This is a genomic window from Clostridium chromiireducens, from assembly GCF_003575225.1.
Lineage (GTDB): Bacteria > Bacillota > Clostridia > Clostridiales > Clostridiaceae > Clostridium > Clostridium chromiireducens.
In genome coordinates, this window is sequence record NZ_QXDJ01000005.1 from 373,804 (window position 1) to 396,735 (window position 22,932).

General features: G+C 29.8%; 21 protein-coding genes. 19 read left to right on the forward strand and 2 right to left on the reverse strand.

The window, feature by feature from the left end:
* Window positions 1-11 precede the first annotated feature (11 nt).
* The 3 genes from D2A34_RS26885 to D2A34_RS20325 all read left to right on the forward strand — a co-directional run bounded on the left by D2A34_RS26885 (window position 12) and on the right by D2A34_RS20325 (window position 3,388).
* Window positions 12-167, forward strand: a complete 156-nt coding sequence (locus tag D2A34_RS26885; protein WP_169896797.1) for a hypothetical protein — start codon at window positions 12-14, stop codon at window positions 165-167.
* 377 nt (window positions 168-544) lie between these two features.
* Window positions 545-1,018 carry a low molecular weight protein-tyrosine-phosphatase gene (locus D2A34_RS20320; RefSeq protein WP_119367812.1) on the forward strand — a complete coding sequence of 158 codons (474 nt, stop codon included), beginning with the start codon at window positions 545-547 and terminating at the stop codon, window positions 1,016-1,018.
* Window positions 1,019-1,321: 303 nt separating this feature from the next.
* Window positions 1,322-3,388, forward strand: a complete 2,067-nt coding sequence (locus D2A34_RS20325; RefSeq protein ID WP_079440402.1) for a beta-glucosidase — start codon at window positions 1,322-1,324, stop codon at window positions 3,386-3,388.
* Window positions 3,389-3,549: 161 nt separating this feature from the next.
* Here the strand turns inward: D2A34_RS20325 and D2A34_RS20330 are convergent, their stop codons facing one another.
* Window positions 3,550-4,551: a helix-turn-helix domain-containing protein gene (locus D2A34_RS20330; protein WP_079440403.1), complete on the reverse strand. Its 1,002-nt coding sequence runs from the start codon at window positions 4,549-4,551 to the stop codon at window positions 3,550-3,552.
* 393 nt (window positions 4,552-4,944) lie between these two features.
* Here D2A34_RS20330 and D2A34_RS20335 point away from each other — a divergent pair, with 393 nt between their 5' ends.
* The 14 genes from D2A34_RS20335 (at window position 4,945) to D2A34_RS20400 (ending at window position 19,739) form a co-directional block, all read left to right on the forward strand.
* Window positions 4,945-6,693: a methyl-accepting chemotaxis protein gene (locus tag D2A34_RS20335; RefSeq protein WP_079440404.1), complete on the forward strand. Its 1,749-nt coding sequence runs from the start codon at window positions 4,945-4,947 to the stop codon at window positions 6,691-6,693.
* A 303-nt stretch (window positions 6,694-6,996) separates the two neighbouring features.
* Window positions 6,997-7,947, forward strand: coding sequence for an ABC transporter substrate-binding protein (locus D2A34_RS20340; RefSeq protein ID WP_119367813.1), 951 nt, complete (start codon window positions 6,997-6,999; stop codon window positions 7,945-7,947).
* Window positions 7,934-8,926 carry a FecCD family ABC transporter permease gene (locus tag D2A34_RS20345; RefSeq protein ID WP_079440406.1) on the forward strand — a complete coding sequence of 331 codons (993 nt, stop codon included), beginning with the start codon at window positions 7,934-7,936 and terminating at the stop codon, window positions 8,924-8,926. The genes D2A34_RS20340 and D2A34_RS20345 overlap by 14 nt, the downstream gene beginning before the upstream one ends.
* A gap of 1 nt (window position 8,927) precedes the next feature.
* Window positions 8,928-9,935, forward strand: a complete 1,008-nt coding sequence (locus tag D2A34_RS20350) for a FecCD family ABC transporter permease (RefSeq protein WP_079440407.1) — start codon at window positions 8,928-8,930, stop codon at window positions 9,933-9,935.
* Window positions 9,936-10,724: an ABC transporter ATP-binding protein gene (locus D2A34_RS20355; RefSeq protein ID WP_079440408.1), complete on the forward strand. Its 789-nt coding sequence runs from the start codon at window positions 9,936-9,938 to the stop codon at window positions 10,722-10,724.
* Window position 10,725: 1 nt separating this feature from the next.
* Window positions 10,726-11,946: an MFS transporter gene (locus D2A34_RS20360; RefSeq protein ID WP_079440409.1), complete on the forward strand. Its 1,221-nt coding sequence runs from the start codon at window positions 10,726-10,728 to the stop codon at window positions 11,944-11,946.
* A gap of 253 nt (window positions 11,947-12,199) precedes the next feature.
* A complete protein-coding gene (locus D2A34_RS20365) occupies window positions 12,200-12,916 on the forward strand; it encodes a transaldolase (RefSeq protein ID WP_079440410.1) in 717 nt (238 codons plus the stop codon).
* A gap of 22 nt (window positions 12,917-12,938) precedes the next feature.
* Window positions 12,939-13,391, forward strand: coding sequence for a PTS sugar transporter subunit IIA (locus D2A34_RS20370; RefSeq protein WP_079440411.1), 453 nt, complete (start codon window positions 12,939-12,941; stop codon window positions 13,389-13,391).
* A gap of 46 nt (window positions 13,392-13,437) precedes the next feature.
* Window positions 13,438-13,722, forward strand: a complete 285-nt coding sequence (locus tag D2A34_RS20375; protein WP_079440412.1) for a PTS sugar transporter subunit IIB — start codon at window positions 13,438-13,440, stop codon at window positions 13,720-13,722.
* 12 nt (window positions 13,723-13,734) lie between these two features.
* Entirely contained in the window at window positions 13,735-15,093 is a 1,359-nt protein-coding gene (locus D2A34_RS20380) for a PTS ascorbate transporter subunit IIC (RefSeq protein ID WP_079440413.1), read from the forward strand.
* 180 nt (window positions 15,094-15,273) lie between these two features.
* Complete coding sequence (locus D2A34_RS20385; RefSeq protein ID WP_079440414.1) at window positions 15,274-17,400, forward strand: BglG family transcription antiterminator; 2,127 nt, start codon at window positions 15,274-15,276, stop codon at window positions 17,398-17,400.
* Window positions 17,401-17,633: 233 nt separating this feature from the next.
* Window positions 17,634-18,260, forward strand: coding sequence for a DUF1062 domain-containing protein (locus tag D2A34_RS20390; protein WP_079440415.1), 627 nt, complete (start codon window positions 17,634-17,636; stop codon window positions 18,258-18,260).
* Window positions 18,261-18,378: 118 nt separating this feature from the next.
* Window positions 18,379-19,140, forward strand: coding sequence for a GNAT family N-acetyltransferase (locus D2A34_RS20395; RefSeq protein ID WP_079440416.1), 762 nt, complete (start codon window positions 18,379-18,381; stop codon window positions 19,138-19,140).
* 326 nt (window positions 19,141-19,466) lie between these two features.
* Window positions 19,467-19,739, forward strand: a complete 273-nt coding sequence (locus D2A34_RS20400) for a CD3324 family protein (RefSeq protein ID WP_079440417.1) — start codon at window positions 19,467-19,469, stop codon at window positions 19,737-19,739.
* Window positions 19,740-19,815: 76 nt separating this feature from the next.
* On the opposite strand, the gene D2A34_RS20405 is transcribed toward D2A34_RS20400, so the two are convergent.
* On the reverse strand, window positions 19,816-20,439 hold the full coding sequence (locus D2A34_RS20405; RefSeq protein WP_079440418.1) for a class I SAM-dependent methyltransferase: 624 nt from the start codon (window positions 20,437-20,439) through the stop codon (window positions 19,816-19,818).
* A gap of 554 nt (window positions 20,440-20,993) precedes the next feature.
* Here D2A34_RS20405 and D2A34_RS20410 point away from each other — a divergent pair.
* Both D2A34_RS20410 and D2A34_RS20415 read left to right on the forward strand, forming a co-directional pair.
* Window positions 20,994-21,803 carry an ABC transporter permease gene (locus D2A34_RS20410; RefSeq protein WP_079440419.1) on the forward strand — a complete coding sequence of 270 codons (810 nt, stop codon included), beginning with the start codon at window positions 20,994-20,996 and terminating at the stop codon, window positions 21,801-21,803.
* A gap of 84 nt (window positions 21,804-21,887) precedes the next feature.
* Window positions 21,888-22,931, forward strand: coding sequence for a taurine ABC transporter substrate-binding protein (locus tag D2A34_RS20415; RefSeq protein WP_079440420.1), 1,044 nt, complete (start codon window positions 21,888-21,890; stop codon window positions 22,929-22,931).
* The last annotated feature ends 1 nt before the right edge of the window (window position 22,932 follow it).

A 22,932-nucleotide genomic window follows, 5' to 3' on the forward strand; every position in this document is an offset into this window, starting at 1 on the left:
GGTAAATTCAAATGACATTAAATAATAGTGGAGTACATAAGAATTCATTATCTAAAAAAAGAACAAGTTCAAATACTGTTAAATCAGATGTTGGAGCAGAAATTGGTTTCCCTAATAATAAAGATAAAGGCCATGGAAAAACAGAAGGAATAGTTGGAAAAGGATAAAAAAATATCATTTATTTTGTGAATCAATCATACACATTAAATAACTTCTCATGGAAGGAGTTTGATCATGTATATTATTAATCTAATGACTCTCATATAAGGTTAATTAGTATAGAATGCAGTTAATAATGAAAAAAGAAATATATGAAAATAAAAAAAGGTAAGACTTAAATGAATTGAGTTTTATCTTTTTTTATTTATACCGAGGAATTAGAAGCTAGGTACCCTTAATTAAAAATATGATATAATAAATTCAGTAAAAAATAAATTATCAAAAAAATTTACTAATACTTTTAGAATAATTTTAAAGATCAAAGAAATTAAAATAAAAAATACAGATTATTAATATAAAAATAATTTTAATAGAAGGAGTTTTTATGATAAAAGTAATGTTTGTATGTCACGGAAATATATGCAGATCCCCAATGGCAGAGTTTATATTTAAGAATATGGTTAAACAAAAAGGAATGTTAGATAATTTTCACATTGCTTCCTGTGCTACTTCTACTGAAGAAATCGGAAATTCTGTTTACCCGCCAGCAAGAAGAAAACTTATGGAGCATAACATATCCTGTGAAGGAAAGCGCTCCGTACAATTAAGAAAAGAAGACTATAATAAATTTGATTATTTAGTTGCAATGGATCAAAAGAATATGAGAAATATATTTAAGATTATAAAAGAAGATAGGGAAAATAAAGTGTACAAGCTTTTGGATTTCACGACTACTCCAAAGGATATTGCTGATCCTTGGTATAGCGGAGATTTTGATACAACATATAATGAGATATACGAAGGATGCAGAGGATTGTTAGATTTTATTAATAATCGAAATTTTGCTTTAGTGCCTTAAAACTTAAGAACATTCATGAATATAGCCTAACATAGACAATTGATAATATGTAATTCTAAAGAAGACTCTAACTGGAAATCAAATTTTAGAGTCTTTTAAATTTGTCATTATATAATTATGTCATTTTTTTATATGAAGAGTGAAATAAATTATATATAAATAATGGACTAAATTTGTTAAAATGTTCCTTGAACAAGAAACATTATTATAAGATTACTTATCATAATAGTGTTTTCTATTAGTATAAAGGGGTTGAGATCAAGATTTAGATAACTTTGTTAATAAATTTGGGAGGCGGTATTTATGAAGTGCACAAAAAATTATAGATTAGGCTATACGGATAAAGCAAAAGAAATCGTTTCAAGTCTAACATTAGAAGAAAAAATCTCTTTAATGAGTGGAACTACAAGTCTAGAGCAGGAATTAAAGTATATTCAGGAAGATCCTGATAACAAGCATTATAATTATATCCCATATCCTGCAGGTGGTATTAAGCGAGTTGGACTTCCGCCAATGCTATTTTGTGACGGTCCTAGAGGAGTAGTATGTGGTGCAGCCAAGACAACTTGCTTTCCAGTACCGATGTTAAGAGGAGCAAGTTTCGATAATGAGCTGGAAGAAAAAATAGGACATGCAATTGGAAAAGAGATAAGAGCTTTTGGCGGTAATTTATTTGGTGGCGTTTGTATTAACCTTCCATATAATCCAGGCTGGGGAAGAAGTCAAGAAACTTATGGAGAGGAATCTTTTCATCTTGGACAGATGGGCTCAGCATTAGTACGTGGTGTACAAAAGGAAGATGTTATTGCATGCGTTAAGCACTATGCGTTCAATCAAATGGAGAACTCTCGTTTTAAGGTGAGTGTTGAATGTGATAAAAGAACAGAAAGGGAAGTTTACCTAGCACACTTCAAAGATTGTATTGAAGCAGGAGCTGCAAGTGTTATGAGTTCCTACAATTTATACAAGGGCACTCATTGCGGACATAATGATTACTTGCTAAATGAAGTTCTAAAAAAAGAGTGGGATTTTGATGGCTTTGTTATGAGTGATTTTTATTGGGGAGTTAAAGATACAGTTGAGGCTGCAAATGGTGGTCAAAATATTGAGATGGCTCATACTCTTTATTTTGGAGATAAGCTTCTTCAAGCAGTAAAGAACGGTTTAGTATCAGAAGAAAAAATCGATGATTCAGCATTACGCATTGTTCGAACTTTACTAGCATTTACAAATGCACAGGAAAAAGATGTTGATACTTCAGTGCTAGCGTGTAAAGAACATATTTCACTTGCATTAGAAAGTGCGAGAAAAGGAATAACTTTATTGCAAAATCAAGAACAAGTTCTTCCTCTTAATAAGAAGATGAAAAAATTGCTTGTATTAGGGTCATTAGCTGAGTCAAAGTCTACTGGAGATCACGGCTCAAGCTGGGTACGTCCGCCATATGTAATATCACCAATTCAAGGAATAAAGATGGTTGCACCAGAGGTAGATATTATTTATGACAGTGGAGATGATACTGAAAGAGCGAAACAGCTTGCTAAAGAGGCGGATGCAGTTGTCTTTGTAGTAGGTTATGATTATAATGATGAAGGTGAATTTGTATCAGAGGATGAGGCAGAAGGTTATACTGGTTCCATGGGAGGAGACCGTAAATTTTCATTGGGTCTCCATCAAAATGAAATTGATTTAATTAAAGCTGTTGGACCTGTAAATAGTAATTCTATAGCGGTATTAATCGGTGGAAATATGATAATGATTACGGAGTGGAAGGATTATGTAAGTTCTATAATAATGGCATATTACCCAGGTATGGAAGGTGGTAAAGCATTAGCAGAAATACTATTTGGAGACGTTAATCCAAGCGGAAAATTACCATTTGTTATTCCTTATAAAGAAAGTGAACTTCCGCAAGTAGAATGGAATACAACATCTCAGTATTATGATTATTATCATGGCTACACAAAACTTGAAAAGGAAGGCGTGAAACCACTTTTACCATATGGCTTTGGCATGTCATATACAAGCTTCAACATATCAGAAGCTGTATTTAAAATCGAAAATAATGAGGTATTAGCATCTTGCAGAATAAAGAATACAGGTAAGGTAGAAGGAACAGAAATAGTTCAAATGTATGTTGGGTTTAAAAACTCAGCAATTGATCGCCCAATAAAAGTTCTAAGAGGATTTTCTAGAGTTTCATTAATGCCAGGAGAGGAAAAAGAAGTGACTATTGCTTGTCCTGTTGAGAAACTAAGTTACTTTAATGAAGAGAACAATCAAATGGAGCTTGAGCATATGGAACACGAGGTGTACATTGGAACAAGTTCAAGTAACGAAGATTTAATTATGGGAACGATAAATATTTGATTAGTAAAGCAGATTTATCATAGAATAAATAACAATAAATTAAGAATTATAATTTAATATAGAATCAATAAAAAATCATGCAGTAAAATTAGCATGATTTTTTGTTTATAGTCCTGTTTTAGATAAGAGAAAATAGAAAAATATAGCGGATGACTAATTTCTTATTTGGTCCTTCTAAACTTTAGAGGAGTTTTTCCGTAAGTTTTTTTAAACATCTTTGAAAAATTGGCAGAATAATTGTACCCAACCCTAGAAGCTATATCATCAATACTTAAGTCTGTGGTTGACAAAAGATTTGCTGCAATGGTCATTTTAATATGATTTGTATATTCACCAATTGACATATGATAATATTTTGAAAATCCTGCCTTTAGTTTTTGCTCATTTAAAAATACCATCTTGCTTAAAGCTTCTATGCTAGGAGGTTCACAGTAATTTTTTGATAAGATATCATGAGCTTTTTGAATAGCACTTATATCAGAAGAAGTTAGCTTTATTATTCTGTTATTCCCTATATTAATGTTTCCGTAATTAATTTGGTTAGTAAAAGCATTCTCAGGAGAATTAGTGACCTCATTGATTAAAATGGCAATACACTCTAATATTTTACTTTCTAAGTACAGACCGTTTAATGAATTTTTATTAGCTAAACTTTGAAGTTGACGAATAACCTCTGTAATTTCTAAAGGCAGATAGATATAGGTGTAATTTTTTATAAAAGCATCAAAATCCATTATATTTGGAAAGTTAGGTTTAATAATATCAGTAAAATATTTTTCATATATAGTTATTTCTATTCCATGGTAATGTTGACCCTTTTTCCAATTTTGCTGTCCTTTTAAATCTTTCTCAACAACAAAGAAAGATGATGGGGTAAAAGAGGACACAGGGCTATCTTCGAGTTGAAATTCTGTAACTCCTTTATAAACTAACCCAAAACGCATTATGTGTTCTGGATTAGCAAATGATAAAGAGAAATCCTTTGGAATAGTATAATCTGCGATACCTAACTCATAATAGCCAGCTCTTGAGTAAGTAGTTAAATAACCAAGTTCTGGTCTATCTTTATTTGTATACAAAGTATAGTTTTCAGTCACAAATTTATCAAAACTCATTTTTCTTAAAACAGCAGCCTTAAATTCTTCAGTAGATCGTACAAGCATTAAAATACTCCTTCTGTTGAGAAATTACTATATAAGAAATTAATTCTTAATTGAAATTTGAAAATACTAAAATAAGTACATTTACTAAGTTAAAATTGATAATAATTAATTTTATTGATGGTAAATTGCATATAAATACTAAACTAATTATGAATTGTTGTAAAGTGAATTTTTAATAAAAAAACTATTTATGTACATACAGGCACAAATTGAACATCAGTTATAAAAAAGATATATTTTGACTAAATATAACAAGAAACATGCGATAATAAACTAAAATTGTAAAAAAAGTTAAAGTGGATTTAAAATTATACGATAATAAAAGTAACAATTTTAAAAGCATATGAAACATTTATTAGTGAAAACAAATGAGAATTTAGGGGTGATCATTAGGTGAAAAAGTACAAATTAAATAATATTAAATTAAGTGTAAAAATGGCAGCGACTTTAATAATACCTGTTATATCCTTGATGTTAGTTTCCGTTATTTCTAGTATAGAGATAAGTAGAATTCAAAGTAGTCTAGTAAAGAACATATATGAGGAAACACATCAAAGTGAGTACTGGTTAATTAATGCGGATAGGGATTTCTATCAGGCATTAGTTGCTGAGAAGGAAATGGAAGATTCAAAGGATTCGGAAAGCTTAAAGTCAGCAAAAGATTCTTATTTAGAAAACTGTCAGCAAACAATTGAAAGGGTACATAAAGCAAGAGATATAATATACAGTGATAAAACTAAATTTGAGAATATAAAAAGTAAGAATTCAGGATTAACAATTGTTGAGTTGTTTGATGCTTTTGACAAGGATGTTGCTAATTGGTCAAGCCTTTTTGATTCAAATAAAAATGAATTGATTAATAAAAATGAATATATGAAAAGTTTCGACATGGCAAGAGATAGAATTAATGATATTGAAGAAATAATGGATGATTACAGTGTTAAAATGATTAATGAAAGTAATGATAATGTAATATTTATAAAAACTACTCTAAAAATTATTTCTATTGTTACTACTTGTCTTTCTACTTTATTAGGAATATATTTGATTATTAATGTTAGAAGAAGAACTATGGCTACAGTGAATTTAATAAGGAAAACTGCAGAATTTGATTTGAAATATGATGCTGATTATGAAAGATATCTAAATGAAAAAGATGAATTTGGAGAAATCATTAATAATGTAATAACTGTAAGAACAGAATTTAGGAACATTATAGGCAAAGTTATTGATGAAACAGCTTCATTAAGAAATGCTATTAGAATGACAGAGGAAAATATGCATTATTTAGGACAAGAAATTGAGGATATCTCTGCTACTACTGAAGAAGTATCAGCAGGCATGGAGGAAACAGCTGCATCAACAGAAGAATTGAATGCATCGTCAGCTGAAATTGAAAGAGCACTTAATGAAACTACAAGTAAAGTTTTATTGGGATCAAAGACAGTAGATGAAATTAATATAAGGGCTAATGAATTAAAAAACAGTTTTACTTTTTCATACAATAATGCATTAAAAGTCCTTAGCGGTATAAAAGTAAAGCTAGAACAATCATTATTAGGATCTAAAGCAGTGGAACAAATTAATGAGTTAGCTGACTCAATATTACAAATAACCTCTCAAACGAATCTGCTTGCACTTAATGCAGCTATAGAAGCAGCAAGAGCTGGTGAAGCAGGTAAAGGATTTGCTGTTGTTGCAGATGAGATAAGAAAGCTTGCAGAGAATTCAAAGACAACAGTTACTAAGATTCAGGAAATAACAAAGGTAGTTACTAGTTCCGTTGAAAATTTAAGTGACAATTCAAATGAATTGCTTAAATTTGTTGAAACTGATGTTACCAATGATTATAAGATAATGTTAAATGCCACAGATCAATATAGAGGAGATGCAGATACTGTCAATAAAATAGTAACTGACTTTAGTGCGACATCGGAGGAATTGCTAGCATCAATTAAAGAAATGGTGCTAACGATGGATAATATAACAATAGCAGCAAATGAAGGTGCGACAGGAGCAACTAATATAGCACAAAAATCAGCTGAAGTAGTAAACAGATCAAATTCAGTAATTGAAAATATCAATTCAACTGAAGAAGGGGCTAATGCTCTTAATGGAATGGTTTCGAAATTTAATTTATAATATGTATGTGACAAATTGATTACTTCACTAAGGCTCTTAAAATAATAACTCAACTTTTACGCATTAGTTTAATGATGGGAAAGTTGAGTTATTATTATATAGTAATAAAATTAACATTAAATATAATTAAATAATTTGGGAAGAGAAATTTAGCAATATCAATAATACTAGAAAAAATAGTTATATAAGATGTAAAAATAATTAAATCTGGTGTAACTATTGAACTGAGAATGAATATCATATACAATAAAAATCGTTAGATTAGAAATGAATAAAATAGAAATTCTGAAAGGAAGATATAAAATGAAAAAAGTTTCAGTATTAAAAAAACTTCTAGCAGTCTGCATAACATCAATGCTTTTTGTTGGTTGTACAAATACAAACACTACAAATGTAAAAGAGGAAAACAAAACTGTTAAAGTAACGGATGTTAGGGGAGAGATAGAAATTCCGGCAAAGCCTGAAAGAATAGTGGATTTGAGTGGTAATAGTGATATTTTATCAATTTTAGGATATAAGGTGGTAGGAACAGCTAATAGTGATGCATATGACTATAAAAAATTCCCTACATATTTGGAAGATACATTGAAGGATGCTAAAATCCTAGGTTACAGCATGCAAGATACCATGGATGTTGAAGCAATAATGAATTTAAATCCTGATTTGATTATAATTTCAACAGTACAAGAAAAAATGTATGATCAATTAAAAGAAATTGCTCCTACAGTAATGATTAAATTAGACGCATTAAATTGGAAGGAAGATATTAAGACTTTAGCAAAAACTTTCAATAGAGAAGAAGCCGCAAACACATGGTTAGAAAACTATGATAAAAAATCAAAAGAAGCTCAAAATAAGATTAAAGAAACTCAAGGCTCAAATACAACGTATCTTTCTTTCTTAGCTAGCGGTGGTCAATTTTATGTGTTTGATGGAGCTGGTTTTGGTAATGTTTTATATGAGGATTTAGGATTGAGTAAACCAGAAGGAATGCCAAAGCAAACAGATATAAGTTTACCTGTCGTAACTTATGAAGGATTAGCTCAAATTAAAGCAGATCATATATTTGTTATTGCAACAGATGAAGATTTAAAAACTCTTGAAGGTAATGCAATTTGGAACAGTCTGTTACCAGTAAAAAACGGAAAAGTTACTACGTTACATTCTTCACCTTACTTTAATCAAGGATATAGTCCAATAGGAAGAGAAAAACTTTTAGATGAAATCGTGGCGATGTTAAATGAAAAAAAATAATAGAAATACAATAAACTTTATAGTTTGTAGTATTTTTATTCTAATAATTGGGTTATTCCTAGGCATAAGCCTGGGAGCTACCCAGATTGGAATTTCAGAAATATGGCAAAGCATTTTTAGCTATAGTGAAAAGCTTGAACTTGTGTTAATTAGAGATGTTCGTATTCCAAGAGCATTTTGTGTACTTCTTACAGGAGGAATTCTAGGAGTAACAGGAGCAATGATTCAAGGAGTTACAAGAAATCCAATAGCGGAACCTTCACTTCTAGGAGTAAGCCAGGGGGCTACACTAGTTGTTGCAATATTTTATGCTATTGGAATTTCAATAAATACTACAAATGTTATGATAGCTTCATTAATTGGGGCAATTTTTAGTGGAATTATAGTAATAGGATTTATATTAAAGAAAGCCAATAATAGCTCAATCACTAAAATACTTTTAGCAGGTACTGCTATGAGTACCTTTTTTATTTCCCTTACAACTATTGCAGGGCTTTTATCAAATCAATCTCAGCTTATTGCATTTTGGGTAGCTGGAGGTTTTAGAAATGCGACATGGGCAGATACTAAGTTAGTGGCAGTAGTTGGAATCTGTGGTTTAATAATAGCCATTTTACTTTCAAATAAGATAAATGTACTCAGCCTTGGAGATGATGTAGCGATAAGTCTAGGTCAAAATCCAGAAAAAATAAGATTGATTACTTTATTAGTAATGATACCAATGTGTGCAGCGGCAGTTGCAGTTGGTAAAAATATTGGCTTTGTTGGACTCATAGTTCCACAGATTGTAAGAAAAACTTTAGGGGAAGATTATAGAAAAAATATACCGTGTTCATTTCTCCTCGGAGCAGTGATTTTAACTTACTCTGATATTGCTGCAAGAATGTTTTATAATCCTTATGAAACTCCAGTTGGAATATTTACAGCATTAATAGGAGTTCCATTCTTTATAGCTGCGGCAAGAAAGGAGAAGGGCTGATATGAAAAAAAGAAACTTTAAAATAGTATCATTAATATTGATAGGTCTGTTGTTATTATCTTTAATTTTATATTTAAGCTGGGGGAGTTTTAAGATATCACCCTTAGATATTATAAAGACAATACTCGGAGAAGGAACAAAACTTCAAAAATCAGCACTTCTAAATATTAGAGTTCCTAGATTACTAGTTGGAATTTCTGTAGGCATTGCATTATCTACAGCTGGAGCACTACTTCAGACAATAACAAAAAATGAATTGGCCGATTCCGGAATAATTGGTATTAATGCAGGAGCTGCAGTAGCGGCAGTAATCTTTATTTCCTTAAAAACTACTGATTATTATAGCGAACTTGGAAATCTTTCTATTTATGTATTGCCTTTTATGGCTATTATAGGTGCAGGTATATCGGCTGCTGTAATTTACTTCTTATCAGGTAGAAATAGAATCAGACCTAGGAGATTATTACTTATAGGACTTGGAATAAATGCTGGATTGAATGCTTTTATTACTTTCTTTACTTTTAGAGGTGGGGTAAGTGATTATAACAGAGTTCTTGTTTGGATATCAGGAAGTCTATGGGGATCAGGCTGGAGCTATGCAAAAATAATAACTCCAATAGTTGTTTTGATGTTCATCTTAGTACTTATTAATTATAAAAAGTTAGATGTTCTTAATTTATCAGATGAACATGCGGTTTGTCTTGGACTGAATTTAGATAAGGAGAGAAAAAAGTTTTTAACCTATGCGGTAATTTTGGCGGGCACAGCAACAGCTTTTGCAGGTAATGTAAGTTTTATAGGATTAATATCACCTCATATAGCAAAAAAGTTAGTTGGACCTTATCATAGAAACTTTTTAATAATATCTGCAGTTATAAGTACAATAATTATTTTAATTGCAGATGCAATTTCAAGAAATTTATTTTCTCCAATTGAAATACCTGTTGGGATTACAATTTCAATACTTGGAGTACCATATTTTATTTACTTAATGATGAAGGAGAAATAGATGGAAGCTATTAGTGTAAAAAATTTATCAGTAGCCTATGAGGATAACTTGATAATAGAAAATATGAATCTTTCAATCCCAAAAGGAGAAATAAGCATAATTATAGGAGCAAATGGATGTGGAAAATCAACTTTGCTAAAAACTATAGGAAGAATAATAAAACCAAAACATGGCGAAGTATTTATAAATGGTAAAAATATTAATAATTTAAAAGAAAAGCATATAGCGACTCAAGTTGCCTTCCTGCCCCAAGGACCAATCTGCCCAAACGGAATTACTGTTAAAGAATTAGTTTCTTATGGAAGATTTCCACATCAAAAAATGATAGGGGGCCTTAATAGCCATGATAAAGAAATAATAGATTGGGCAATAGAGGAAACAGGCCTTAAGGATTTTGCTGATAGAGAAATAGAAAATTTATCCGGAGGGCAAAGACAAAGAGCATGGATTGCAATGACTTTAGCGCAGGAAACTGACATAATCATGTTGGATGAACCAACAACTTACTTAGATATGTCTTATCAACTTGAAGTGCTCGAAGTATTAGAGAAATTAAATAAAAAAAAGAATATTACTGTTGTTATAGTACTTCATGAATTAAACAATGCCTGCAGATTTGCAAGTAATATTATTGGATTAAAAAAAGGAAAAATTATTTGTAAGGGTGTTCCGAGGGATGTTATAACTGAAGAAAATTTAAGAGAAATCTATGGAATAGATGTAAAATTGCAATTAAGTAAAAATGGTGAGTATCCAATCTGCGTAGAATACGAACTTATAAGAGGATAAAATGAAAAATAAAAACTTTATTATAATAGTCACTGGTCAGATAATATCTTTATTTGGAAATGCAATTCAAAGATTTTGCATGTCTTTATATATTTTAAATTTAACAGGAAGCGCGGCAGTTTTTGGAAGTATATTAGCAATATCAACTATTCCATATGTATTATTCGCACCTATTGCAGGACTTCTCGCAGATACAGTAAACAGGAAAAGAATAATGATTTATCTAGATTTTGTAAGCAGCATGCTAATGGCTATCTATTCAATAATACTAGTAACTGGAAGAGATAACACTATAATAGTGGCTAGTGTTATGTTTATTTTATCAGCTATTTATACTTTATATAGTCCAGCTGTTACAGCCTCCATTCCACAAATTGTTGAAAGGGAAAAACTTGCTTCTGCTAATGGAATAGTTCAGCAAGTTGGATATATAGTTAACTTAGCGGGACCTATAATAGCGGGAATACTATATAGTTTTGTTGGAATGAAAATCGTAGTAGTATTAAATGCAGTTAGCTTTTTAATATGCGCTATTTTAGAGTTATTTTTAGAGATCCCGGATCTAGAAGTAAAAGAAAAGTTAGACAATTCTCTACTAAAGTCAGTTAAAGAAATGAAAAAAAGCTTTTTATATTTGAAAGAAAAAAAGAAAATTGTCTTAGGAATTATACTTTCTTACGCACTAAATAATATATTTATAGTACCAATTTTAAGTGTTGTGACGCCTTATTTCATTAATATAAAAATGAACATGCCTTCAAGTATATATGGTTTTATAGAAGCAATATTTGTTTTAGGTATGATAATAGGAGGATTTTTAGTAACCTTTAAACCTAAATTGTTTAGCATGAAAAAAATGCATAAAACTATGTATCCTATGGTAATAGCAATACTTATTATGGGTATAGCTACATATTTAAATATGGAGAATAAATTTATTGCTTTAGGACTTTATGCTCTTGGAGGTCTTGGAATAATGTTCTCTTTAGCCTTATCTAATATTATATCTTTAACTTATATTCAAGAAGAGGTAAGAGAAGATATGTTAGGGAAGGTTAGCGCTTTTTCAACAGCAATTGCTACTATAAGTATAACGCCTGGGCAGTTAATTTATGGGCAACTTATAGATTATAATTTTAGTCTTTTTAATATATTGATATTAACTACTATTTTTAGCTTAGGCGTAGTTACCTTTGTAAAATGGAATGTTAGGAGAATTTAAAAATAACTAGAGTAATGAACGTAAATATTCAAAATAAAATGGCGGGCAGATTGATTTCTGTTAGCCATTTTATTTATATTTAGAATATAACTTGTCTATAAGGGGAGCATAACTAAATTTATAGAGATTTACTTAATAATGATAATCACAAAATTGCCACAATTAAATTGAAACAGATTGGGCTTTATAGTTAAATGTTGGAATTATATAATTAGTATGAAGAAAAGATTAAGAGGTTTGATGGAGGGATGAGATGAATCATGAAGATCTGAAAATTAAAATATTTGCTGATGGAGCAAATATAAATGAAATGCTAGCAGCTTATAAAGGGGGAATAGTTAAAGGATTTACAACAAATCCATCACTAATGAAAAAAGCAGGAATTAGTGATTATAAAGAATTTGCAAAGAATGTGCTCAAAGAAATTAAAGATTTGCCAGTATCTTTTGAAGTTTTTTCGGATGAATTTGAAAATATGGAAAAAGAAGCTGATATCTTATCTGCACTTGCTGAAAACGTTTATGTAAAAATACCAATTATGAATACTAAAGGGGAATCATCGATTCCGTTGATTAAAAAGCTATCAGAAAAGGGATATCATCTTAATGTTACCGCAATATTTACTATTAATCAGGTTAAGTCGGTAGTGGATGCATTAAATCCTGAAGTCAAGAATATAGTATCAGTATTTGCAGGAAGAATAGCTGATACTGGAACTAATCCAAAGAAAATAATGATGGTAAGTAGTAAGATATGTAAGACAAATAAAGGTGTAGAGCTGCTATGGGCAAGTTGCAGGGAGTTATATAGCATTGTTGAAGCAGATGAATGTGGCTGTGAAATAATTACAGTAACTAATGATGTTTTAAAGAAACTTTTTAATATGGGAAAAGATTTAAATGAATACTCATTGGAAACAGTAAGAGATTTTTATAAAGATGCATCAAGTTTAGGTTTTTCTATTTTGTAACATTAAGGAAGGTGGCAAGGCTATGATTGAAGAGTTGTTTAATGAAGAAACAGTTGAGGTAAATGTTGAAGTAAGGGATTGGGAAGAAGCAATAAGATTTTGTGGAAGTTTATTTGTTAAAAATGGAAATACAGATGCAAGATATACAGATGCAATGATTAATACAGTAAAAAATATGGGACAGTACATTGTTATTGAAAAGGGAATAGCTATGCCACATGCTAGGCCTGAAGATGGTGTTAAGAAAATAGGTATGGGACTTGTAAAACTTAATAAGCCTATAAAATTCGGAAATGATGAGTATGATCCTGTAGATATATTAATTTTTATATGTGCAGTTGATAAAACTTCACATTTAAAAGCATTGGCTGAATTAATGACACTTATTGAGGATGATGAATTTTTAAGTGTTGTTAGGGAATTGTCTGTTAAGGTAAAAGACATTCTTAACTATATTAAATCAAAGGAATTTTGATTTAATGTGAAAAAATTATAAATTACTTTAAAAGGAGGGCGTGTTTATGGAGATAATAACAGTTTGTGGTAACGGAATTGGAAGCAGCTTAATGCTAGCAATGAAGATTGAAGAAATATGTAGAGAAAATAATATCAAAGCTAATGTTGAATCAACTGATTTTAATTCAGCACAAGGGAAAAAGGCAGATCTCATAATTACTGTTAAGGAACTTGCTCAGCAGTTTGAAAATAGAGAAGTTGCTGTAGTAAGAAGTTATATAAATAAAAAGAAAATAACAGAAGATGTTTTAGAAATTATTAAGAAGAAGTATATGGAATTAAATAAATAAGGAGGTAAATTTATGTCAATTCTTGAGTTCTTTAGAGATGTATTAAAACAACCGGCTTTACTAATGGGGATTATGTCTTTTGTTGGCCTTATTGCACTAAAGAAGCCTGGTCATAAAATAATGACAGGAACCCTTAAACCTATACTTGGATATTTAATGCTAGGAGCTGGAGCGGATTTTATCGTATCCAATTTAGATCCACTTGGCAAAATGATACAAGAAGGTTTTCATATAACTGGTGTTGTTCCAAATAATGAAGCAATTGTTTCAGTAGCTCAAAAGGTACTTGGTGTTGAAACCATGTCAATATTAGTAGCAGGACTTATAATTAATTTAATAATAGCAAGATTTACTAAATACAAATATGTATTTTTAACTGGGCATCATAGTTTCTTTATGGCATGTCTTTTATCAGCAGTTCTCGGTACTACTGGAATGAAAGGAACAGAGTTAATATTATTCGGTGGATTCTTACTTGGAGCATGGAGTGCAATATCTCCAGCTATTGGACAAAGATTTACTAGAAAAGTAACTGATGGTGATGATATTGCTATGGGGCACTTTGGCAGCTTAGCATACTATATTTCAGCATGGGTTGGATCTAAAGTAGGAAAGCCAGAGGAGAGCACAGAAAAGATTCAGGTAACAGAACAATGGGGATTTTTAAGAGATACAACTATTTCTACAGCATTAACAATGATGTTATTTTATCTTATTGCAGCAATAGCTGCAGGTCCAACTTTTGTGGCAACATTGTCAGATGGCACTTCACCTATACTATTTGCACTAATGGCTGGACTTAAATTCGCAGTTGGAGTAACAATTGTTTATAGCGGTGTTAGAATGATCCTTGGAGATCTTATTCCAGCATTCCAAGGTATTGCAACAAAAATTATACCAGACGCGGTACCAGCAGTTGACTGTGCAGTATTTTTCACATATGCACCTACAGCTGTAGTTATAGGTTTTGTTGCATCATTTGTTGGTGGTGTTATAGGAATGATTCTTTTAGGATTAGCCGGTGGAGTATTAATTATTCCAGGTCTTGTACCTCACTTTTTCTGTGGAGCAACAGCAGGAATATTTGGTAATGCAACTGGTGGTCGTAAAGGTGCAGTAATAGGATCCTTTGTAAACGGACTCTTAATAACTTTTGCACCAGCATTACTCTTACCAGTGCTTGGTTCTTTAGGATTCCAAAATACAACCTTTGGTGATTTTGATTTTGGAGTTTTAGGTATAGTAATAGGTAAAGCGTCAGAACTAATTGGCAAATTTGGTATAATCGGAATTGTTATTGTATTGTTAATCGTACTTATAGTACCTAACTTTATGAAAACTAAATCAAAAGCTATTAATAATTTAGATTAAAAGTTTTAAGCTTTTATGGGAATATATTATTGATAACATAATATTTTTTAACACTAATATAATAGTAAAATAGTAAATGAGGTGAAAGCAAATTAAACTTTCAACTCATTTACTGGTTAAGGAATATCAAAGTTGGCCTGAAAAATATTTGGTTGATCTTATTTGAAGCAGGTGTATTATATGCTAAATAGTAGATGTTCAGATATACTAAAACTCATAGTAAATAGTAGTGCTCCCATAACTATAAAAGATATTGCAATAAAATATAATATAAGTTCTAGAACTATAAGATACGATTTGGATAGAATAGATGAATATTTAAAGGAAATTAATTTAAAACAGTTAAATAGGAAACCCAATGAGGGTATATCAGTAGAACTTGAGGAAGAAGAGATTAATAAGTTATTAAGTTTAATGGGAGAAATGAATAGCTATGATTATATCATGTCCCAAAATGAAAGGATAATTTATATAATCTATAAACTGCTTGAGAAAAATAGTTATGTAACAGCTAACAGTCTTGCAGAAGATATGTTTGTTAGCAGAGGAACTATTAATAGTGATCTTAAAGAAGTAAAAAAAATATTAAAAAATAATGAAATAGAACTTGAAAGCGCAAAGAGCAAAGGTATAAAAGCCATCGGAGAGGAAAGAAGAATTAGAAAAGTAGCTTCAAGTCTTATGTTTGATAATACAGATGTAGCAGAACTAATAGGTATCAACTTCAAAAAGCTGTTTAGTGATATGGATTTAGAGTATATAAGTAATGTAATAAAAATTGCTGAGGAGCAATTGGAAAATAGACTATCTGATTATTCTTTTAATAACTTATTAATTCATATTGCAATTGCTATAAAAAGAATTGAGCTTGATAAAGATATTGTGATGGACGAGTGTGAACTTGATAGTTTGGTTAAAATGCCGGAGTTTGCTATAGCATCCGCAATGGCAAAAATGTTGGAGGATAGATATTATATTAAGATCCCTAAGAGTGAAATAGGTTATATAACGATACATCTTCTTGGAAGTAACGTAATGTTAAAAGAAGAAAAAAATGATGATTTAATATATATACAATTAATTGCAGCGACATTATTAAGTGAAGTTGAGAAAAGGACAAAATGTGATTTTAATTTAGACAAACAACTTGTAGATGGATTGGTTCAACATATAAGACCAATGATTTATAGGTTAAAACATGGAATAAGCATAAATAACCCGTTGCTCGATGAGATTATAAGTAAATATAATGAGATCTTTACTTATGTAGAAGAAAGTTTTATATTTTTGAAAAAGGACTTGAATGTAGAAATAAGTAGAGAAGAAATTGGATATATAACATTGCACTTTATGGCATCATTAGAAAGAATAAAAAATTATAATAAAGCAAAACCAAGAGTGCTAGTAGTTTGTGCTACAGGAGTTGGGACATCAAAGTTTGTATCTATGAAGCTTAAATCAATATTCGACATAAATATAATAGATACAATCTCAAGTCATGAAGTTGCAAGGATAATTGAAAGGCAGGATATAGATTTAATAATAACGACAATTCCAATAAAAGTAAAAGGAATAAAGTGTATTTTAGTAAGTCCGTTTTTAACAGAAAAAAACATAAGTGAATTAAGTCTGTTTTTTTCAAGGTATTCAAAGCTAACAAGTGATTATAATGATAAAAAAGAATGTGCTTTAAGTTTTGGGGAAACTGATGAACTTTATAATATAAACCTTGAAGCAAAAAGAAATGTAATTGAAAGTATATTAAAAATAGTTGATAAAAATTGTACTATAAATGATTATTATAAGCTAGAGAAGGAAATAGCTTCATATTTAACTACATGTAATAAAAATGTCAGGTCGACATTAAGTGATATATTAAATCACAACTTTATCAGATTGGATGAAGAAGTAAAGGACTGGAAAGAAGCAATAAGAAAAGGTGGGCAAATTCTTAAGAATAATGGATGTATAAATGATGAATATATTAATGCCATGATAAATAATGTTGAAAAATTAGGGTCATATATAGTTATTTTACCAGGTATAGCAATGCCTCATGCCATGCCGGAGGATGGATCATATAAAATTGGTTTCAGCATTATGACCTTAAAGAATCCAATTAACTTTGGAAATATTGAAAATGACCCAGTCAAGTTAATAATAACTATGTCTGTAACAGATAAGAAAAGCCATATGAATATATTAAAGGAACTGATGAAAATAATAGAACAAGATGATTTCGTGGACAAGGTAGATGCGGCAAAAAGTTCAGAAGAAATTTTAAAAATATTTGATTGTCATTTATGATAATTATTTTTCATAAAACCTCATTTTTATTTATGAAATAAGAATGAGGTTTTATGTAATATGCAATGTTGATAAAATAAAAATAGATAAACAGCTTTTTATCTATTTCTAAGATTGGAGGTAATATTTATGACAAGAGATTTTTTAAATGCATAGCAGAGGCTATTGCATTATTATAAAATATAATGAAATAGCCTTTGCAAATCCTAAAAATAAGACTTGGGAGGAGCAAAATGAGCTATTTAAAAAAATACCAATGGGAAATAATGCCTGAAAACTTACCTATAGTTAGAAGGAATTGTCCCAAATGTAATCAAAAAACAAACTATATAAACACTGAGAAGTTTAGAGTAAATGCAAATAAAAGTTGCATCGATATTTGGCTTATTCATCAGTGTGGAAAATGCAAATCAACTTGGAATATGACAATATATGAAAGAATAAGACCTTGTGATATTGATAAAGATGAATATGAAAAATTTCTTTGTAATGATAAGGAATTAGCAAGGCAATATGCTTTTGATTCAAATATGTATAATAAAAATAAAGCAGAGGTTATTTTTGAAGGTGTTGATTATACGATAATTCAAAAGGAATTAGAAGCTTATTATATTAATAAAAATGAAATTGTTATTGAAATTATTTGTAATTATCAATTGGAATTGAGAGTAGATACACTATTAAGTAATAAACTCGGAATTTCACGAAATAAAATAAAAAAATTATATGAACAAGGAATTATTTTTATTAAGGATGATAAAAATTCATTAAACAAAAAAGTAAAAGCTGGAATGGAAATACATGTATTAAGTATCTTGGAGAATATAGATGTTATAGAATCTATTGTACAAGTTATTTAATTAATATTGCAGGTATAGTATTTTCTATGCCTGTTTTCTTTTTATAAGACACATATTATTGATAGTTGTTTACTATATAAATCACACAGCTTAATAACATTAAGGGGAGAATTTGAATATGGTTGTATTTGAAAGATATAAATTTGATGAAATAAAAGAACGTATATGTAGATATTATCATGATAACGATATTTTAATAGATTCGTTTTTTGAAGATCATGTTATTGAATCTAATTTTTATAAAATAATATGCAGAAAAGAAATAATCGGATATTGTGCTATCTACAACAAAAGTTTGATAACTTTATTTAATATAGAAAGAAAGTACAGTTATCTAGCACAAGAAATATTTATGAAAGTAAAACAACTTGAAGAGGTATCAGAGGCTTTTGTCCCTACTGGGGATGAGTTTATGCTAAGTCTTTGTTTAGATAATTTTAGCAGAGTAGAAAAGCAAGCATACTTTACTAGAGATTTAGATATGAACGAAGATAATCAGACTAATATAAACTTAAGAATGGCAGTACATTCTGATAAAGAAATTATAGAAAAATATAGTGAGAACTTTTTTGAGAATATAGATAAATCTATTAGCAAAGAGTGTATTTATATAGCAGAAAAAGATAATGAATTAGTAGGTTTTGGAGTTATTGAAAAAGGCATAATAAGAGAAGATTTGCAGAGCATTGGTATGTTTGTCAGGGAAGAATTTAGAAGAATTGGAATTGGAACTAATATACTGAGAGAACTAAAAATAATTGTTAAATCTAAAAGGAAAAAAGCTATATCTGGATGTTGGTATTATAATCATAATTCCTTAAAGACACAATTTAAATCGGGAAATTATTGTGAGACCAGATTACTGCGAGTAAAATTTTAGTTGTAAATGAATAATTAAGCTTTTGCTTAGCAATAAAAGTTGAAGTTTATTAAAAATAAATGTAAGTTTAATTGAATAAGATTAATAATCATCGAAGAAAATTTATTACATTAAAGGAAAATATGGTAAGTTTTAATAGTATAATATATAATATAGATATATAAAATAATGATTATAAAAATAGAATATAGAATTAAGGAGGCTTGATTTTTTGAGTAGACCTGTTAGTTATGCATAGCAGAGGCTATTGCATAGGAGTAAATAATTAATTATGGAATAGCCTTTGCTCAAACCTAAAATAGTAATTATATTTAGGAGGAGCATATATGAGCTATGCAAGTGCTAGGGATATTTTCCCTGAAGATATCTTAGAAATAATTCAGCAATACATTGAGGGTGAATATATTTATATACCTAAGAAAGAAGAAAATAAAAAGCCTTGGGGAGAACTAACCAAAAGTAAATTGGAACTCCAAGCTAGAAATAAAAGAATATATGAAGGTTATTTATCCGGATTATCTACAACAAGTCTAGCGGAAAGATATTATTTATCGCCCAAAAGTATACAAAGAATTATTTATCAAAAAAAGAATGAATGAATGTTAATAAAAAGTGTGCTGGCTAATTTAAATTTAGTAGCACACTTTATTATTTTTTTCTAGATTCGCATAAAATTTAAGAATTCACTAAGTTGTTATCAAGCCTATATATTAAAAAAACTTGACGAGGATCTTTGTTGGATGAAATTGGTAATTTTATTTCATTCCAACGAACAAAAGTAGTATTATTTTCTAAAAAATATATATAGTCATTTGATGGATAATATAAAATAATATCTACAGTTCTTTCACATTTTTCAACTGATATTAGAATGTTTTTTATTACTTTTATAAATATTTGTATAGAAAAAGGATTGAAGAAGTAGAATTTATTATCAAATGGATTGATTTTATACTCTTCTGCAAAGCAATTTAAGAAATTAATATTATTTTTATTCTTTTTATGCATCTTTAAATAACTTTTTTGATTCTCTAAAGCTTCTTTATAAAAAAAAGAATTCATTTCTATACCTGTAACAGTAGCATCGAAAAAGTGGTTTATGTAAAAGTTTAGTCTTCCTTTCCCACATCCAAAATCTATAATGCCATCCTCAGATGTAAATTCGTACTTCTTAGATAATATTTCTAAAGCATAGTAATCAGTTGGTTCATATCTGTTGTAGTGCATCGATTCATTAAAGATTTTTTGTTCACCGGAGGTTTTTATATTCAATAACTTTTCAAAATGTTGTTCATTCATTTAAGCATCCCCCTAATATAAATTTTTAGATAAGTAAAATAATTGCTTTATAATTATAGCAAAATAGGAGCAATAATAAAATTAGTTTTATTAACGTATATATTGTAAAAAGACAGATAAAGAAACATTTAATCTCTAACTCCAATATTTAGTGTTTAATTTGCATTTAAACATCCAGGGTATACATGGTTATATAAATAAATATTTAAATGTGAAATTTTTCTATGAACTTATTGTAATGAACAATGAACGATGATAATATAAGAACGTTCAATATATGAACTGTGAAAAGCGTGTAATTAACGAACTTAAGAATCTGTTATTAAATATTAAAAAAAGAAAATTTACGTTCAAAAAGTTCTTAAATAACAAAATTCTTAGTTCTTCGATATGTTTTATTGTATTTTTATTATTGACAATGATTAGAGTATTTAGTAATATATATTTAAATTAAAACATAGTATATCGATAGGAATACTAAAAGGATAACAGGGGGGTATATATGATAATTATAAATAAATGTCTGAACAATTGTGGAGGTGAAATGAACTGATATGGATATTCAGAAATCAACTGTGAAAGTGGTAAGAAGAAAAAAAGGTGAAAGCTTTTATATTGGTGTTTCGTTTATTTCGGTCCTTGTGTTTTTTTCCTTGTGGCAAATTACTACGAATAAAGGATTGATAAATCAAGTATTTCTTCCTTCGCCTCAAAAAGTGTGGCAAGCTTTTACTGAATTAATTAATCATGGTTATAAAGGGGAAAGCCTATTAACCCATATTGCTGTAAGCATGGAGCGACTGTTTATTGCAATTTCAGTGGCAGTAATAATTGGAGTTCCATTAGGACTTATTGCCGGTAGTTCAAGATTTGTAAGAGCGATTCTAGATCCATTTATTGAATTTTATCGTCCACTTCCACCTTTGGCTTATTATACTTTGATTGTACTTTGGTTTGGAATTGGGGATGAATCTAAAATTATTCTACTATTTTTAAATGCTTTTGCACCTTTACTTATTGGGGTTATATTTAGTGTTCAAAAAATACCAATAGATAGAATTAATGGAGCTAAATCATTGGGAGCTAAAGGAGTAAATCTTTTTATTAGTGTTATTTTTAGATCATGCTTACCTGATATACTAACAAGTCTTAGAACAGCGATTGGTGTTGCTTATGCGACTTTAGTTGCAGCAGAAATGGTTGCAGCGGTGTCAGGAATAGGTTGGATGGTATTAGATGCGAGTAAGTATCTTAGAAATGATATCGTATATGTAGGGGTTATAATTATGGGCGTTATCGCAATAATATTGGACTCATTTGTGAGATTTTTAATTAGAAAGGTTTCACCATGGATGGAAAAATAAATTTAAATAAGAGATATTATAACAATTGATAGTAAAATCATTACAAAAATAAGAATTCATATTTAATTAGAAGGAGTGTTATTTATGAAAATTAAAAAATACACGGCATTATTAACGGCTATTTTATCGGTGGGGATTTTAATTACAGGTTGTTCAGGAGCAAAAACTTCAAGTACTGCTACGTCTACGCAGCAAGCTACTGATTCAGCACAGCCAAAAGAGATACGTTTGGGATATTTTCAGTCTCCTAATGGAGAACTCCTTGCAAAAGGTGAAAAGTTACTCGAGAAAAAATTTCCGGGAGTTACAATTAAGTACGTTCAATTTGATGTAGGACGCGATGTAAATACAGCAATGGCCAGTGGGTCTATAGATATAGCAACAATCGGTACACCTCCAGGAACAAATGGAATTGTTAACGATCTACCTTATAAAATTTATTATTTACATGACATCATTGGTGCAAGTGAAGCACTTGTTGTGAAGAATACATCTGGAATTAATTCAATAGCAGATGTAAAAGGAAAGAAAATTGCTACTCCATTTGGTTCAACTTCACACTTTAGCTTGCTTTCTTCATTAAAGCAAAACAATATTTCAGAAAAAGATGTAACCATTTTAGATATGAATGCACAGGACATTATAGCAGCATGGAGCAGGGGCGAAATTGATGGAACTTACATATGGCAGCCAGCACAATCAAAACTGCTTTCGGACGGTGGAAAAGTGATACTTACATCTGAAGATGTTGCAAAAAAAGGAGCAGTTACAGGCGAATTTGGTATTGTAAGTAATGATTTTGCATCTAAATATCCGGAGGTAGTTAAAGCATATATTGACATTTTAGATGAAGCAACTAAATCATATAAAACACAATCAGATGATGTAGTTAAAACATTATCAGCAGAACTTGGACTTAGTGTAGATGAAACAAAACAAGCAATGAATCAAATATCAGTTCTTGATAAATCACAGCAGACACAATATATAGGAACAGCAGACAAGCAAGGTACATTACCACAAATTTTGAAAGATACAAGTGATTTCTTGTTAACTCAAAAAGCAGTTACTGCTTCACCAGACGTTGAGACCTTTAAGAAGGCAGTAAGAAACGATTTATATAAATAAT

Coding starts and splice junctions, on each gene's coding strand:
- D2A34_RS20345 (WP_079440406.1), top strand. CDS start 7,934: ATGAAAAAAAATAATAGAAATACAATAAACTTTATAGTTTGTAGTATT.
- D2A34_RS20370 (WP_079440411.1), top strand. CDS start 12,939: ATGATTGAAGAGTTGTTTAATGAAGAAACAGTTGAGGTAAATGTTGAA.
- D2A34_RS20365 (WP_079440410.1), top strand. CDS start 12,200: ATGAATCATGAAGATCTGAAAATTAAAATATTTGCTGATGGAGCAAAT.
- D2A34_RS20340 (WP_119367813.1), top strand. CDS start 6,997: ATGAAAAAAGTTTCAGTATTAAAAAAACTTCTAGCAGTCTGCATAACA.
- D2A34_RS20400 (WP_079440417.1), top strand. CDS start 19,467: ATGAGCTATGCAAGTGCTAGGGATATTTTCCCTGAAGATATCTTAGAA.
- D2A34_RS20360 (WP_079440409.1), top strand. CDS start 10,726: ATGAAAAATAAAAACTTTATTATAATAGTCACTGGTCAGATAATATCT.
- D2A34_RS20380 (WP_079440413.1), top strand. CDS start 13,735: ATGTCAATTCTTGAGTTCTTTAGAGATGTATTAAAACAACCGGCTTTA.
- D2A34_RS20390 (WP_079440415.1), top strand. CDS start 17,634: ATGAGCTATTTAAAAAAATACCAATGGGAAATAATGCCTGAAAACTTA.
- D2A34_RS20410 (WP_079440419.1), top strand. CDS start 20,994: ATGGATATTCAGAAATCAACTGTGAAAGTGGTAAGAAGAAAAAAAGGT.
- D2A34_RS20325 (WP_079440402.1), top strand. CDS start 1,322: ATGAAGTGCACAAAAAATTATAGATTAGGCTATACGGATAAAGCAAAA.
- D2A34_RS26885 (WP_169896797.1), top strand. CDS start 12: ATGACATTAAATAATAGTGGAGTACATAAGAATTCATTATCTAAAAAA.
- D2A34_RS20355 (WP_079440408.1), top strand. CDS start 9,936: ATGGAAGCTATTAGTGTAAAAAATTTATCAGTAGCCTATGAGGATAAC.
- D2A34_RS20385 (WP_079440414.1), top strand. CDS start 15,274: ATGCTAAATAGTAGATGTTCAGATATACTAAAACTCATAGTAAATAGT.
- D2A34_RS20330 (WP_079440403.1), bottom strand. CDS start 4,551: ATGCTTGTACGATCTACTGAAGAATTTAAGGCTGCTGTTTTAAGAAAA.
- D2A34_RS20395 (WP_079440416.1), top strand. CDS start 18,379: ATGGTTGTATTTGAAAGATATAAATTTGATGAAATAAAAGAACGTATA.
- D2A34_RS20375 (WP_079440412.1), top strand. CDS start 13,438: ATGGAGATAATAACAGTTTGTGGTAACGGAATTGGAAGCAGCTTAATG.
- D2A34_RS20350 (WP_079440407.1), top strand. CDS start 8,928: ATGAAAAAAAGAAACTTTAAAATAGTATCATTAATATTGATAGGTCTG.
- D2A34_RS20320 (WP_119367812.1), top strand. CDS start 545: ATGATAAAAGTAATGTTTGTATGTCACGGAAATATATGCAGATCCCCA.
- D2A34_RS20415 (WP_079440420.1), top strand. CDS start 21,888: ATGAAAATTAAAAAATACACGGCATTATTAACGGCTATTTTATCGGTG.
- D2A34_RS20405 (WP_079440418.1), bottom strand. CDS start 20,439: ATGAATGAACAACATTTTGAAAAGTTATTGAATATAAAAACCTCCGGT.